This window comes from Citrobacter sp. CRE-46 (assembly GCF_059615875.1).
Genome location: NZ_CM184341.1, coordinates 317,744 through 332,534 on the forward strand (window position 1 = coordinate 317,744; position 14,791 = coordinate 332,534).

At 53.9% G+C, this 14,791-nt stretch carries 14 protein-coding genes and 1 pseudogene; 9 read left to right on the forward strand and 6 right to left on the reverse strand.

Annotated elements, in window-relative coordinates; all coding sequences use genetic code 11:
• Positions 1–1,071, forward strand: coding sequence for a sn-glycerol-3-phosphate import ATP-binding protein UgpC (locus AC534G_RS01515; protein ID WP_085049028.1), 1,071 nt, complete (start codon positions 1–3; stop codon positions 1,069–1,071).
• Complete coding sequence (ugpQ, locus tag AC534G_RS01520; RefSeq protein ID WP_496594477.1) at positions 1,068–1,811, forward strand: glycerophosphodiester phosphodiesterase; 744 nt, start codon at positions 1,068–1,070, stop codon at positions 1,809–1,811. Before AC534G_RS01515 ends, ugpQ begins: the two co-directional genes overlap by 4 nt.
• Here the strand turns inward: ugpQ and AC534G_RS01525 are convergent.
• On the reverse strand, positions 1,808–2,251 hold the full coding sequence (locus AC534G_RS01525; protein WP_038634965.1) for a DUF2756 family protein: 444 nt from the start codon (positions 2,249–2,251) through the stop codon (positions 1,808–1,810). The two genes, ugpQ and AC534G_RS01525, sit on opposite strands and share 4 nt — an antisense overlap.
• 117 nt (positions 2,252–2,368) lie before the next feature.
• Here AC534G_RS01525 and ggt point away from each other — a divergent pair, with 117 nt between their 5' ends.
• Entirely contained in the window at positions 2,369–4,114 is a 1,746-nt protein-coding gene (ggt, locus tag AC534G_RS01530) for a gamma-glutamyltransferase (RefSeq protein ID WP_110496609.1), read from the forward strand.
• Between the two features lie 208 nt (positions 4,115–4,322).
• Here the strand turns inward: ggt and AC534G_RS01535 are convergent, their stop codons facing one another.
• Both AC534G_RS01535 and yhhY read right to left on the reverse strand, forming a co-directional pair.
• Complete coding sequence (locus AC534G_RS01535; RefSeq protein WP_110496611.1) at positions 4,323–5,207, reverse strand: hypothetical protein; 885 nt, start codon at positions 5,205–5,207, stop codon at positions 4,323–4,325.
• Between the two features lie 46 nt (positions 5,208–5,253).
• The gene (yhhY, locus tag AC534G_RS01540; protein ID WP_069323786.1) at positions 5,254–5,742 is read right to left on the reverse strand and encodes an N-acetyltransferase; all 489 of its coding nucleotides are present in this window, start codon (positions 5,740–5,742) and stop codon (positions 5,254–5,256) included.
• Positions 5,743–6,072: 330 nt separating this feature from the next.
• Here yhhY and AC534G_RS01545 point away from each other — a divergent pair, with 330 nt between their 5' ends.
• The 5 genes from AC534G_RS01545 to gntU all read left to right on the forward strand — a co-directional run bounded on the left by AC534G_RS01545 (position 6,073) and on the right by gntU (position 11,066).
• Positions 6,073–7,110 (forward strand): oxidoreductase, encoded by a 1,038-nt coding sequence (locus tag AC534G_RS01545; RefSeq protein ID WP_110496613.1) that lies wholly within the window; start codon positions 6,073–6,075, stop codon positions 7,108–7,110.
• Positions 7,111–7,233: 123 nt separating this feature from the next.
• Complete coding sequence (yhhW, locus tag AC534G_RS01550; RefSeq protein WP_085049023.1) at positions 7,234–7,929, forward strand: quercetin 2,3-dioxygenase; 696 nt, start codon at positions 7,234–7,236, stop codon at positions 7,927–7,929.
• Positions 7,930–8,058: 129 nt separating this feature from the next.
• Positions 8,059–9,054 (forward strand): gluconate operon transcriptional repressor GntR, encoded by a 996-nt coding sequence (gene gntR / locus AC534G_RS01555; protein WP_038634949.1) that lies wholly within the window; start codon positions 8,059–8,061, stop codon positions 9,052–9,054.
• Between the two features lie 141 nt (positions 9,055–9,195).
• A complete protein-coding gene (gntK, locus tag AC534G_RS01560) occupies positions 9,196–9,726 on the forward strand; it encodes a gluconokinase (RefSeq protein WP_110496616.1) in 531 nt (176 codons plus the stop codon).
• Positions 9,726–11,066: a gluconate transporter gene (gene gntU, locus AC534G_RS01565; RefSeq protein WP_032940610.1), complete on the forward strand. Its 1,341-nt coding sequence runs from the start codon at positions 9,726–9,728 to the stop codon at positions 11,064–11,066. The genes gntK and gntU overlap by 1 nt, the downstream gene beginning before the upstream one ends.
• Here gntU and AC534G_RS01570 read toward each other — a convergent pair.
• The 3 genes and pseudogenes from AC534G_RS01570 to yhgN all read right to left on the reverse strand — a co-directional run.
• Positions 10,989–11,168 (reverse strand): annotated as a pseudogene (locus AC534G_RS01570) (MarC family protein); the annotation flags it as partial. The gene gntU and the pseudogene AC534G_RS01570 overlap by 78 nt on opposite strands.
• Positions 11,162–11,608 (reverse strand): hypothetical protein, encoded by a 447-nt coding sequence (locus AC534G_RS01575; protein WP_038634939.1) that lies wholly within the window; start codon positions 11,606–11,608, stop codon positions 11,162–11,164. The gene AC534G_RS01575 and the pseudogene AC534G_RS01570, both read right to left, overlap by 7 nt.
• Before the next feature lie 1,024 nt (positions 11,609–12,632).
• A complete protein-coding gene (gene yhgN, locus AC534G_RS01580) occupies positions 12,633–13,226 on the reverse strand; it encodes an NAAT family transporter YhgN (RefSeq protein ID WP_003023480.1) in 594 nt (197 codons plus the stop codon).
• A 191-nt stretch (positions 13,227–13,417) separates the two neighbouring features.
• Between yhgN and asd the strand changes: the two genes are divergently transcribed.
• On the forward strand, positions 13,418–14,524 hold the full coding sequence (gene asd, locus AC534G_RS01585) for an aspartate-semialdehyde dehydrogenase (protein ID WP_069323790.1): 1,107 nt from the start codon (positions 13,418–13,420) through the stop codon (positions 14,522–14,524).
• The last annotated feature ends 267 nt before the right edge of the window (positions 14,525–14,791 follow it).

Genomic DNA, 14,791 nt, shown 5'->3' on the forward strand with positions numbered 1-14,791 from the left:
ATGGCTGGTTTAAAACTACAGGCAGTAACCAAAAGCTGGGATGGCAAAACCCAGGTGATTAAACCGCTGACGCTGGACGTTGCGGACGGTGAGTTTATCGTGATGGTCGGGCCATCCGGCTGCGGCAAGTCTACGCTGCTGCGGATGGTGGCTGGGCTGGAGCGGGTCAGCGGCGGCGATATCTGGATCGATAATAAGCGCGTCACCGAGATGGAGCCGAAAGATCGCGGCATTGCGATGGTGTTCCAGAACTATGCCCTCTACCCGCATATGAGCGTAGAAGAAAACATGGCCTGGGGGCTGAAGATCCGTGGAATGGGTAAGGAGCATATTGCCGAGCGGGTGAAAGAGGCGGCACGTATTCTCGAACTGGGTGAACTGCTCAAACGTCGCCCACGCGAACTTTCCGGCGGCCAGCGTCAGCGCGTGGCGATGGGACGGGCGATTGTTCGCGATCCGGCGGTATTCCTGTTCGATGAGCCGCTTTCTAACCTCGATGCCAAGCTGCGCGTCCAGATGCGTCTGGAGTTACAACATCTGCATCGCCGACTGAAAACCACCTCGCTGTATGTGACGCACGATCAGGTTGAAGCGATGACCCTCGCCCAGCGGGTGATGGTGATGAACAAAGGCATTGCCGAGCAGATCGGTACGCCGGTTGAAGTGTACGAGAAACCTGCCAGCCGCTTTGTGGCGAGCTTTATCGGCAGCCCGGCGATGAACCTGCTGGATGGGCGTATTAGCGCTTCGGGTACGCATTTTGAACTGGATGACGGCATGACTTTGCCCATCGCCAGGAGCGTCCGGGAGTGTATTGGGCGTAACATGACGCTGGGTATCCGCCCGGAGCATATTGCGTTAAGCTCGCAGGCCGATGGCGGTGTGCCGTTGGTTGTCGACACGCTGGAAATGCTGGGCGCGGATAACCTGGCGCACGGGCGCTGGGGCGAGCAAAAGCTGGTGGTGCGACTGGCGCATCAGCATCGCCCGACGGCAGGCAGCACGCTGTGGCTGCATCTGCCAGAAAATCATTTGCATCTTTTTGATGGCGAAACAGGACAACGCGTATGAGTAATTGGCATTATCCCCACATTGTCGCCCATCGCGGCGGCGGTAAGCTGGCTCCGGAAAACACCCTGGCGGCGATCGACGTGGGGGCGCGATACGGGCATACCATGATTGAGTTTGACGCTAAGTTGTCGAAAGACGGCGAGATCTTTTTGCTGCACGACGACAATCTCGAACGGACCAGTAACGGCTGGGGCGTGGCGGGTGAACAGAACTGGCAGGATCTATTACGCGTGGACGCAGGCGGTTGGTTTAGCGTCGAGTTTAAAGGCGAACCGCTGCCGCTGCTCTCGCAAGTGGCCGCGCGCTGCCGTCAGCACGGCATGATGGCGAATATTGAAATTAAACCCACAACCGGCACCGGAACGCTAACCGGCAAAGTCGTGGCGCTGGCCGCGCGTGAACTGTGGGCGGGGATGACGCCGCCGCTGTTGTCGTCTTTTGAAATTGACGCGCTTGAAGCGGCGCAGCAGGCGGTTCCAGAACTGCCGCGCGGTTTACTGCTTGATGAATGGCGTGACGACTGGCGCGAACTCACTACCCGGCTCGGCTGCGTCTCGATTCATCTTAATCATAAGCTGCTGGATGAAGCGCGCGTGGATGCGTTGCGCGACGCGGGGCTACGTATTTTGGTTTATACCGTCAACCGACCCCAGCGCGCGGCAGAGCTGCTGCGCTGGGGAGTGGACTGCATCTGTACCGATGCTATTGATACGATAGGACCGGATTTTCAACCCTATTAAGGCCCAATCGTTTTTAACGGAACGTTAGGCTGCGGCGTGCTGGAGGGCTTCAGCATGTCGCCGTTCTTTTTCTCCGACAGCATATGTTGCTGTTTATTCAGCGAACTGTCCGGGTTGCGGGTTCCGTTCAACATGCCACCGTTGCTGTTGGGCAGCATCTGCTGTTGACCCGAATTCAACTCTCCAGGCTGGGACTGAAGGACTCGCTGGGAATTGGTGTTGATTTGGTTTTCCATATGCTGTTGCTGCATGCGGGTTTGCGTTTGCAACTGCTGGTTGAGCATCCCTTTTTGCTGAATTTGCTGCGTTTGCATTTGGGTTTGCATACGCTGCTGGCTCGGGATCTGGTAACCCGGTTGATTCGGGTTATTCATGGTGTTGATGGGCTGTGCAAAGCCTGCAAACGGCAATAGCATGGCTAAAAGTAAGAGTCGTTTCATCGCTTTTCTCCTCTCGGGGATCGCTTAAGTTTACTCCTTTCTCGCCGTTACGATGATTATTTCAGAGTTATGCACCAGGCTTAGTGGGGGCCGACCCCATACATCTGGAGAATAACGATGATAAAACCGACGTTTTTACGCCGGGTAGCCATTGCTGCTCTGCTCTCAGGAAGTTGTTTTAGCGTTGCTGCCGCGCCGGCAGCACCACCGCCGGTATCCTACGGTGTCGAGGAAGATGTGTTCCATCCCGTGCGTGCGCAGCAGGGAATGGTGGCCTCGGTGGATGCGTTAGCCACCCAGGTCGGGGTGGATATCCTCAAACAGGGGGGCAATGCCGTTGATGCCGCAGTCGCCGTTGGTTACGCGCTGGCGGTGACGCATCCGCAGGCGGGGAACCTGGGCGGCGGTGGTTTTATGCTGCTGCGCACCAAAGATGGTAACACTACGGCGATTGATTTTCGTGAAATGGCGCCTGCTGCCGCGACCCGTGATATGTTCCTCGACGATCAGGGTAACGCCGATGCGAAAAAGTCGCTGACGTCGCATCTGGCATCCGGTACGCCGGGTACCGTGGCGGGTTTCTCGCTGGCGCTGGAGAAATACGGCACGATGCCGCTGAATAAAGTAGTGCGTCCGGCGATGAAGCTGGCGGAAGAGGGTTTTGTGGTTAACGATGCGCTGGCCGACGACTTAAAAACTTACGGCAGCGAAGTGATCCCTAATCATGAGAACAGCAAAGCCATTTTCTGGAAAGACGGCGAGCCGCTGAAGAAGGGCGATAAGCTGGTCCAGAAGAATCTGGCGAAAAGCCTGGAAATGATTGCCGAAAACGGCCCGGATGCGTTTTATAATGGGGCGATTGCCGACCAGATTGCCGGCGAAATGCAGAAGAACGGCGGTCTGATGACCAAAGAGGATTTAGCCAGCTATAAAGCCGTTGAGCGTACGCCCATCAGTGGTGACTATCGCGGGTATCAGGTCTTCTCCATGCCGCCGCCATCCTCGGGCGGTATTCACATCGTGCAAATTCTCAATATTCTTGAAAACTTCGACATGAAGAAGTACGGCTTTGGCAGCGCCGATGCCATGCAAATCATGGCGGAAGCGGAAAAATACGCCTATGCCGACCGTTCAGAGTATCTGGGTGACCCGGACTTTGTGAAAGTGCCGTGGCAGGCGCTGACCAACAAAGCCTATGCGAAAACGCTGGCCGATCAAATTGATATCAACAAGGCCAAACCTTCCAGCCAGATAAAACCGGGCAAGCTCGCCCCGTATGAAAGCAACCAGACCACCCACTTCTCGGTGGTGGATAAAGACGGCAATGCCGTGGCGGTGACCTATACCTTGAATACAACCTTCGGCACCGGGATTGTGGCGGGTAATACCGGTATTCTGCTCAATAATGAAATGGACGATTTCTCTGCCAAGCCGGGCGTGCCGAACGTATACGGACTGGTGGGCGGCGATGCCAACGCGGTCGGGCCGAAGAAGCGTCCGCTGTCGTCGATGTCGCCGACTATCGTGGTAAAAGACGGGAAAACCTGGCTGGTGACCGGCAGCCCTGGCGGGAGTCGAATCATCACTACTGTGCTGCAAATGGTAGTGAACAGCATTGATTTCGGAATGAACGTCGCCGAAGCGACCAACGCGCCGCGCTTCCATCATCAGTGGTTGCCGGATGAGCTTCGCGTCGAGAAGGGCTTCAGCCCGGACACGCTCAAGTTGCTGGAGCAAAAAGGACAGAAAGTGGCGCTGAAAGAGGCGATGGGCAGCACGCAAAGTATTATGGTTGGGCCGGATGGCGCCCTGTATGGCGCGTCCGACCCGCGTTCCGTGGATGACTTAACGGCGGGATACTAAGCAGATCGGCCCTCTTCGATGGAAGAGGGCTTGTCGGGTAGTTTTCACTTTAAGTGAGTTTTTTTGTGGGGAATCTGAATATAAATAATGTGTAAGATGAGAATTTATATATTCAATAATTTGGAGTTATAGATGGAGTATTGGTCGATATTTTTTATCCATATCAATAGCCTACAGCGTTCTGAACGGTGTAGGCCTGATGGGGTAATTATGGCGCATATCGCTGCAGTGATTCAGACCAGCGGAATATTTGGCTGCTTTTATCCTGCAGGTTAACGCGCTCTAAATCATAAAATCCGTGCGTCTTTACCGAGCGCATTTTGAGAATGTACTTGCTTTCGCTGATGTCGTGCTGCCTTGTGCTGTCTTTATTCCAGTCTCCGGCGATGTCCGTATATTGATAAACAAGGTCGGAATACACGTTGATCATTCTGTTGTCTTTGATCGCATAAAGCTCCAGCACTTCATAAAATGCGCCACCGCCGGAATATGCGTCAGAGTATCCGCCGCGAACCCCGAACGCCAGAGTCTCGGGTGCGATCCGGTACGGTGCCAGGTCCAATTTTGTATAATAAGCCAGCGGTCTGATGGACTCATCATCGCTCTCTTTTTCGGCGGCTTTATTCCACTCTGAGAGTTGATTTAACGGTTTTTCCGAGCGGGCAATCGGCACTAGCCGTTGGTTCTGCCAGGAAAAAACACCGAGATATAATTTATTGGCGCGCCCGTTACTATAGTTTTCCGGACAGTTGTTATCCGCATATTTCCTTGCCTGCCCGGCATCGGCCTGATTGTCAGCGAAACAGGCCACGCCAATATATTTGCCGTCCTTGCCCCAGGCTTTGGCACCCGTGAGGATCAGGTTGTCAGGATCCTCATTCGGTGCAACCCAGGCAATCCACTGGTTCTCGGATAATCCCTGCGGAAGTTCGCCAAATCCTTTCGCAGGTGTTGCTCCCGCCATTTGTTCAGCAAAAATCTGTTTACCTTCCGAATGTTGAATGGCACTGGGTACGGAATCGAGATTTTGTACGGTAGCGGCGAAGGCTGGTGGGAGTGTAGCCAGCAACACCAGGGGAAGGTACTTTTTCACTATTGCGTCCTTTCAATAAGCAGGGCGATAAGGCTCGCCCTTAAATTTATTTCACGCGCGCCATAAAGTACGCATCAACATACTCACCGTTGCGCAGGCCGTATCTCTTACCGGTGCCTTCGATTTCAAAGCCGTACTTCTTATAGACCGCCACGGCGGGCTCATTATCAACAAATACCGTTAGCTCAATGCGGTCAACGCGCAGCCAGTTGTCGCACATATCGATCATGGTGCGGATCAGCGCGCTGGCGACGCCGCGGTTTTGCCAACGAGCGTCAACGCAAATACCGAAATCAGCGACGTGGCTGCGGCGCGGGCGCTGGGCAACTGCAATGGAAAGATGTCCCACGACGATATCATCGATGCAGGCCACCAACTGTTTGATCCCCGGTTGATCGGCGAGTCGCGTTTGCCACATCTCCATGGAAGGATGAGGAACCTGTAGCGTGTTGTGGTACACCTCCGGCTGGGCGTGAATCTGACGAATGGCGTCGTAATCTTTCGGTTCAGCGTGGCGTATCACTATCTCACTCATTCCTTATCTCCTGCAGGGTTAATTGAGCATTTACACTCGCTGAGAAAGAAAATTCCGTCAACTGCATTTTTTTGCAAAAAGAAGTAGACAAGTGCGAATGAGAATGATTATTATTGCTCTGCATTCAGGGGAACCCCTACGGAGAACCTGAAAGCACGACATTGCTCACATTGCTTCCAGTATTATTTTAGCCAGCTTTTGCTGGCTTTTTTTTTGGGTTTTGTTTCAGCCTGGCTTACTTGCCATTTTGTCCCCGGCAAAGAATCCAACATTCAGTCTCCTCACGCTTTGCGCTATGGTGTAAACAATCACCTTCAAAAGGATCGTCTCATGACCTTACACTGCGCATTTATTGGATTCGGTAAAAGCACCACCCGTTACCATCTCCCTTACGTTCTGAATCGTAAAGATACCTGGCATGTCGCGCATATTTTCCGTCGTCACGCTAAACCGGAAGAGCAGGCGCCGATCTATTCCCACATTCACTTCACCAGCGATCTGGATGAGGTGCTGGGCGATCCGCAGGTAAAACTGGTGATCGTCTGTACACATGCTGATAGCCATTTTGAATACGCCAAACGCGCGCTGGAAGCGGGTAAAAACGTGCTGGTTGAGAAACCGTTCACGCCGACGCTGGCGGAAGCAAAAGTGTTGTTCGAACTGGCGCGAAGCAAAGGACTGACCGTCACGCCGTATCAGAATCGTCGTTTTGACTCCTGTTTTCTCACTGCTAAAAAAGCGATCGAGAGCGGCAAACTGGGCGAAATAGTGGAAGTTGAAAGCCATTTTGACTACTACCGACCCGTGGCAGAAACCAAACCGGGCCTGCCGCAGGACGGCGCATTCTATGGTTTGGGCGTACACACCATGGATCAGATTATCTCGCTGTTCGGGCGTCCCGACCATGTAGCCTATGACATTCGCAGTCTGCGCAACAAGGCGAACCCGGATGATACCTTTGAAGCGCAGTTGTTCTACGGTGACCTGAAAGCCATTGTGAAAACCAGCCATCTGGTGAAAATCGACTATCCGAAGTTTATTGTTCACGGCACCAAAGGCTCGTTTGTGAAGTACGGTATCGACCAGCAGGAAACCAGCCTGAAGGCCAATATTATGCCCGGCGAACCCGGTTTCGCCGCTGACGATTCTGTTGGTGTGCTGGAGTATGTCAATGATGATGGCGTTACGGTGAAAGAAGAGGTGAAACCGGAAGTGGGGGACTACGGTCGCGTCTATGATGCGCTGTACCAGACGCTGACCGTCGGTACGCCTAATTACGTCAAGGAATCTGAAGTTCTTACCAACCTGGAAATCCTCGAACGGGCCTTTGAACAGGCGTCTCCCGCGACGATAACCCTCGCCAAATAGCCCTTACCGACTCCTCTGAGGTTGTTCATATTTTTTGAACAGAGGAGTCAATTTTCACCCTCTATGATCCCAGACGGATTGGGTCCACACTTACTCCATCGAAAACATCTGGGGGTGAACATAATGATCTATTTACGCAAAGCGAACGACCGTGGTCATGCGAATCATGGCTGGCTCGATTCCTGGCATACCTTTTCTTTTGCTAACTACTATGACCCGAACTTTATGGGGTTCTCGGCACTGCGCGTGATTAACGATGACGTGATCGACGCAGGTCAGGGCTTTGGCACTCACCCCCATAAAGACATGGAAATCCTGACCTACGTACTGGAAGGCGTGGTGGAGCATCAGGACAGCATGGGCAACAAAGAGCAGGTTCCGGCCGGTGAATTCCAGATTATGAGCGCCGGGACGGGGATCCGACACTCGGAGTACAACCCGAGCAATACTGAGAAACTGCACCTGTATCAAATCTGGATCATGCCGCAGGAAAACGGGATTACGCCACGCTATGAACAGCGCCGTTTCGATGCGGTGCAGGGCAAACAACTGGTGCTGTCGCCGGATGCCCGCGATGGTTCGCTGAAAGTGTACCAGGATATGGAGTTGTACCGCTGGGCGCTGCTCAAAGATGAGCAGTCGGTGCATCAGATTGCCGCCGAGCGCCGCGTCTGGATCCAGGTGGTAAAAGGCAATGTCACCATTAACGGAACTAAAGCCACCACCAGCGATGGTCTGGCAATCTGGGATGAGCAGGCAATTTCGATTCATGCCGATAGCGACAGCGAAGTGTTACTGTTTGACCTGCCACCGGTATAACGTGCTGTAACCTGATGTAGGCCGGATAAGACGCGAAAGCGTTGCCATCCGGCTTTTCATCGTTTGTCATTAATTCCGTGCGTCCGTGGTAAACTGGGCAAATCTATCCCTTTTTAACGCTTCAGGACGATGAAAAAGAAAAGACCCGTACTTCAGGATGTAGCCGACCGCGTGGGCGTGACCAAAATGACGGTCAGTCGCTTTTTGCGTAACCCGGAGCAGGTCTCCGTGGCGCTGCGGGGCAAAATTGCCGCTGCACTTGATGAGCTGGGTTATATTCCCAATCGCGCACCTGATATCCTGTCTAACGCCACCAGTCGCGCTATCGGCGTGCTGTTACCTTCTCTCACCAACCAGGTTTTTGCAGAAGTGTTACGCGGCATTGAGGCCGTCACCGACGCGCATGGTTATCAAACCATGCTGGCGCACTACGGCTATAAGCCCGAAATGGAGCAAGAGCGTCTGGAGTCGATGCTGTCGTGGAATATCGATGGTCTGATCCTCACTGAACGTAGCCATACACCCCGTACGCTGAAAATGATCGAAGTCGCGGGTATCCCGGTCGTCGAGCTGATGGACAGTCAGTCCCCGTGTCTGGATATCGCCGTCGGTTTTGATAACTTCGAGGCCGCACGTCAGATGACCGCCGCTATCATCGCCCGTGGGCACCGTCATGTTGCTTATCTTGGCGCGCGTCTTGATGAACGTACTATCATCAAACAGAGGGGCTACGAACAGGCTATGCGCGATGCCAATCTGGTGCCGTACAGCGTGATGGTGGAGCAGTCTTCATCTTACTCATCCGGTATTGAACTTATCCGTCAGGCGCGGCGTGAATATCCGCAACTGGATGGTGTGTTCTGTACCAACGATGACCTGGCGGTAGGGGCGGCCTTTGAATGTCAGCGTTTAGGGCTGAGAATCCCTGACGATATGGCGATTGCCGGTTTCCACGGCCATGATATCGGTCAGGTAATGGAGCCGCGTCTGGCGAGTGTGCTCACGCCGCGTGAACGAATGGGCAGCATTGGCGCAGAACGCCTGCTGGCGCGCATCCGAGGTGAAGCAGTCACACCTAAAATGTTAGATTTAGGTTTCACCTTGTCACCGGGTGGATCTATTTAAGCCAACAACTTTGAAGTAGCTCACACTTATTCACTTCGGGCACGAATGGATATTGCTTCTCTATTTATCCGGCTGGACAATGTTACCGATAACAGTTACCCGTAACAATTTCCTGATTCTTGTACCAGTGGGGGCAACGCTTTGAGCACGACTAATCATGATCACCACGTTTACGTTCTGATGGGCGTATCAGGCAGCGGTAAATCTGCTGTCGCAAGTGAAGTGGCGCATCAACTGCAGGCCGCGTTTCTTGATGGCGATTTTCTCCATCCGCGCAGCAACATCATGAAAATGGCTTCCGGTGAGCCACTCAACGATGACGACCGTAAACCGTGGTTACAGGCGCTGAATGACGCCGCTTTTGCGATGCAGCGTACCAATAAGGTGTCGCTGATCGTCTGTTCTGCGCTAAAAAAAGTCTATCGCGATCAGCTGCGTGACGGTAACCCGAGCCTCTCATTCATTTACCTGAAGGGCGATTTTGACGTAATCGAAAGTCGCCTGAAGGCACGTAAAGGGCACTTCTTCAAAACGCAAATGCTGGTAACCCAGTTCGAAGCGCTGGAAGAACCGGATGCGAATGAAAAAGATGTTCTGGTGGTTGATATCGATCAGCCGCTGGACGGTGTGGTAGCTAGCACCATTGAAGTGATTAACCAGGGCAGTAAGTAGTGACTACATTAACGCTTGTTTTAACAGCAGTAGGGTCTGTTTTATTACTGCTGTTTTTGGTGATGAAGGCGCGTATGCATGCCTTTGTTGCTTTGATGGTGGTGTCTATTGGTGCAGGTCTCTTTTCCGGTATGCCGCTTGATAAAATCGCGGCGACCATGGAAAAAGGGATGGGAGGCACGCTCGGCTTCCTGGCGATTGTGGTGGCGCTGGGAGCGATGTTTGGCAAGATTTTGCACGAGACCGGCGCGGTCGATCAGATTGCCGTCAAGATGCTGAAATCTTTCGGTCACAGCCGCGCGCATTATGCGATTGGCCTGGCCGGCCTGATTTGCGCGCTACCGCTGTTCTTTGAAGTGGCGATTGTGCTGCTGATAAGCGTGGCGTTCTCAATGGCGCGTCACACCGGAACGAACCTGGTGAAGCTGGTTATTCCGCTGTTTGCGGGGGTGGCGGCCGCTGCGGCGTTCCTGCTGCCGGGACCTGCGCCGATGCTGCTGGCATCCCAAATGCACGCTGACTTTGGCTGGATGATCCTGATTGGCCTGTGCGCAGCCATTCCGGGCATGATTATTGCCGGGCCGCTGTGGGGCAATTTCATCAGCCGTTACGTTGAACTGCATGTGCCAGAAGACATTACCGAGCCGCATCTGGGCGAAGGCAAAATGCCCTCCTTTGGCTTCAGTCTGGCGCTGATCCTGCTGCCGTTAGTACTGGTTGGCCTGAAAACCATCGCCGCGCGCTTTGTGCCGGTCGGTTCTTCAACCTATGAATGGTTCGAGTTTATCGGTCACCCGTTTACCGCGATTCTGGTTGCCTGTCTGGTGGCGATTTACGGCCTGGCAGTGCGCCAGGGCATGGCAAAAGATCGGGTGATGGAGATTTGTGGTCACGCGCTGCAACCGGCGGGGATTATTCTGCTGGTGATTGGTGCGGGCGGCGTGTTCAAGCAGGTGCTGGTTGATTCCGGCGTTGGCCCGGCCCTGGGTGAAGCGTTAACCGGTATGGGGCTGCCTATTGCCATTACCTGCTTCGTGCTGGCGGCGGCGGTACGTATCATTCAGGGGTCCGCGACCGTGGCCTGCTTAACGGCGGTCGGTCTGGTCATGCCGGTGATTGAGCAACTGAACTACTCCGGCGCGCAGATGGCGGCGCTGTCTATCTGTATCGCAGGCGGCTCAATCGTCGTCAGCCACGTTAACGACGCTGGTTTCTGGCTGTTCGGGAAATTCACCGGCGCGACCGAAGCGCAAACGCTGAAGACCTGGACGATGATGGAAACCATCCTCGGTACGGTCGGCGCGATTGTTGGTATGATTGCCTTCCAGCTGTTGAGCTGAGTCTTGTTGCCCGGTGGCGCTGCGCTTACCGGGCCTGGAAACGAGCACATATCCACATCGTAGGCCGGGTCAGGCGAAGCCGCCACCCGGCTTTTTTACAGCACCATCACACCATCCTCGGTTTTCAACCAACGCGGCGCTTTCAGTGTGTCGGCGAAATACCCCACCAAATCCTGCAGCAAATCACCCGCCACCCGCTCCATATCATCAGAAAGCGTTTTGCTCATCAGCAAATGCGTTAAAAGCTGGCAGTAACGCCCCATCTGATCTGGCTCAGGCTCGAAAAGGGGAAAACGGGTCGGGAATGTTTCTACCGTCAGACTGGCCTGTAGATGCTGCGGTACAGGCTCCGTTAAGGTCGGTTGCAATAACGCGAGACAGGCCGACAGACGTGCACAAATCGCCAGTTTTTCAACCGGGTCATGACATTCAACCAGCCCTTCGACAAAACGCTCGCAGTTATCCGCCAGTTCGGTGAAGTCCGTGGCATGGCTAAAGGGCAGGGTAAATAAAGAGTGTGAAAAGAGAGGGGTAGTCGCCATAGGGCAGCCTCCAATGAGTGAAATTTACCACCACCGAAGGGACCAACCTTTGGGTGGCGGGCTGAACGGAGTTGGTCCTACCGGCCTCATTGGATACCGGTGCGTCTTGTGACGCCACCGTCCAGCCCACCATTGAGGTGTAGCTGGTCGCACGACAAAAGTGAATTTTATCGCGAATGAGGTAATCAGGGGACCAATCCTGGCACCTGATTTTGCAGGTGCAGCGAGAAGATAATGCTTATCCGCGATGCTGACAAGAGGGTATTCCGGAAGGCGCTTCGCAGAAATGAAAATACGTTTTCTCAGCGGTTTAAAAGCATAAGGAATACCTGGTATTACAGTGCAATGCCGTTCAGTTAAGCATGTAGGGTGAACATGTGATTATTGCTCAGGGTTCCGTTCACCTCAGTGGTGTCATTTCTCTGAAGCGCTGATGCCCGTGAACGTGCAAGGGAGGCTCACCGCCGCCTCCCTTGCAACCCAGGCTCCCGGCGGGAAAACCGTCGCTGCGCGAGTTATTCGTCTTATTCCGTCTGCCTGTCGGGTCGGGGCCGAGCCTGCATTCATGCAGGCCGTCCCCTCTGCCCGCATCCCTGCGGGCAGACCCGGTCAGCCGTCAACACCTCATCGATTTTCAGCCGGACCAGGGTGTCGCTTCAGCGCTCTGGCTTTCAGCTATATCCGTTTTGCTGTTCAGAGGTATTCAAGTAAAAGCTCAGGTGGTCAGGTGTGGGCTGGTCCGGCTGAAAATTGCCGACGCGTTTCCGTAAGGCCGGGAGAACCCGCAGGGATGCGGGTTCAGGGCGCGTTTTGCATGGACGCTGCCTCGCGCCCGGCCCGGAAGCCTGGAGGAATAAGTGGAGGGAACCACGAAGTGGCAATTTTCCTGCCGGGAGCCGGGATTGTTAAGGGGGCTGCGTAGCCCCCTTAACACGTTCACTGGTGACGAGATCACAGAGAAGCAATGAACATAACGTGAACGGAATCGTTCTCTGAAATGCCATGCTCTCCAGCTTCAAAACGGTCACCCCTTCATCCACATCCGTACGCCATCGAGGAACATCTGGGTCGCCATCATCACCAGAATCAATCCCATCAGACGCTCCAGCGCATTCACCCCTTTCTCGCCCAGCAGGCGTAAAAACAGCGACGACTGCAGCAAAATCACAAATGTCCCGCCCCAGGCGATCAGCAGCGCAATCACCAGATGCCCCATCTGATTTGGGTACTGATGTGATAACAGCATCAACGAGGCCAGGATTGTCGGCCCGGCCACCAGCGGGATTGCCAGCGGTACGATAAATGGCTCTTCGCCTGCCGGAAGGCCGGTGCTGTTCCCGGTGGCGCTGGGGAAAATCATCTTAATGGCGATCAGGAACAAAATGATGCCCCCGGAGATCGAGACGGTTTCTGCACGCAGGTTAAGAAATGCCAGAATTTTCTCGCCCGCAAACAGGAATATCAGCATCACCAACAGCGCAATAAACAGCTCGCGAATCATAATCGCGCGGCGGCGTTTTGGTTCGGTATGTTTCAATACGGACATGAAAATGGGCAGATTTCCGAGCGGATCCATAATCAGGATCAATAAAACTGCCGCTGAAATGATTTCATTCATAACTCAAATTCCCTGATAATTACCGCGGACTTTCTGCTTGCTTGCGCAGCGGGATAAGTCGCATTACTGATGGCTTCGCTATCATTGATTAATTTCACTTGCGACTTTGGCTGCATTTTGTATGGTGAAGGATATGCCACCAGGACACTGGCATACATACACAGCACACATCTTCGCAGGAAAAAAACGCTATGAAAAATGTTGGTTTTATCGGCTGGCGCGGTATGGTCGGCTCTGTTCTCATGCAACGCATGGTTGAGGAGCGTGACTTCGACGCCATTCGCCCTGTTTTCTTTTCTACTTCCCAGCTCGGGCAGGCGGCACCGACGTTCGGTGGAACCGCGACCGGCACGCTTCAGGACGCTTTTGATCTGGACGCGCTGAAGGCGCTCGATATCATCGTGACCTGTCAGGGCGGCGATTATACCAACGAAATCTATCCAAAGCTTCGTGAAAGCGGTTGGCAGGGTTACTGGATTGACGCGGCCTCCTCGCTGCGCATGAAAGACGATGCCATCATCATTCTCGATCCGGTTAACCAGGATGTGATTACCGACGGTCTGAACAAAGGTATTAAGACTTTTGTCGGCGGTAACTGTACCGTTAGCCTGATGCTGATGTCCCTCGGCGGCCTGTTTGCCAATGACCTGGTCGACTGGGTTTCCGTGGCGACCTATCAGGCGGCTTCCGGCGGCGGCGCGCGCCACATGCGTGAACTGCTGTCCCAGATGGGCCATCTGTATGGCCATGTGGCCGATGAACTGGCGACCCCTTCTTCTGCTATTCTCGATATCGAACGTAAAGTGACGACCCTGTCCCGCAGCGGCGAACTGCCGGTTGATAACTTTGGCGTACCGCTGGCCGGGAGCCTGATTCCGTGGATCGACAAACAGCTCGATAACGGTCAGAGCCGTGAAGAGTGGAAGGGACAGGCGGAAACCAACAAAATTCTCAACACCTCTGCCGTGATCCCGGTTGATGGTCTGTGTGTGCGCGTCGGCGCACTGCGCTGCCACAGCCAGGCGTTCACCATTAAACTGAAAAAAGATGTGTCTATTCCGACCGTGGAAGAGCTGCTGGCGGCGCACAATCCGTGGGCCAAAGTAGTGCCAAACGATCGGGAGATCACCATGCGTGAGTTAACCCCGGCGGCCGTTACCGGTACGCTGACCACGCCAGTAGGCCGTCTGCGTAAGCTGAATATGGGACCGGAGTTCCTGTCAGCCTTTACCGTGGGCGATCAGTTGCTGTGGGGTGCTGCGGAGCCATTGCGCCGTATGCTGCGCCAGTTGGCGTAATAATTTGTTAACGATCAAGGGGTGAGGAATCACCCCTTTTTTTGCGTAATACAGGAGTAAGCGCAGATGTTTCATTTTTTACCAGGAGTAAGATAAAGCATTGGCTATTCTTTAAGGGGGACTTAGTACCGGAGGTATTAAGTTGTTGCCTGAAGGTGGGACGACGCAGAGAGGATGCACAATTGTGCTGCGCCGTTCAGGTCAAAAAAAGTGTCACTACCTGATGTCGAAAATCAGTTGGAAGGCGTGACACCATAAAACAGGATG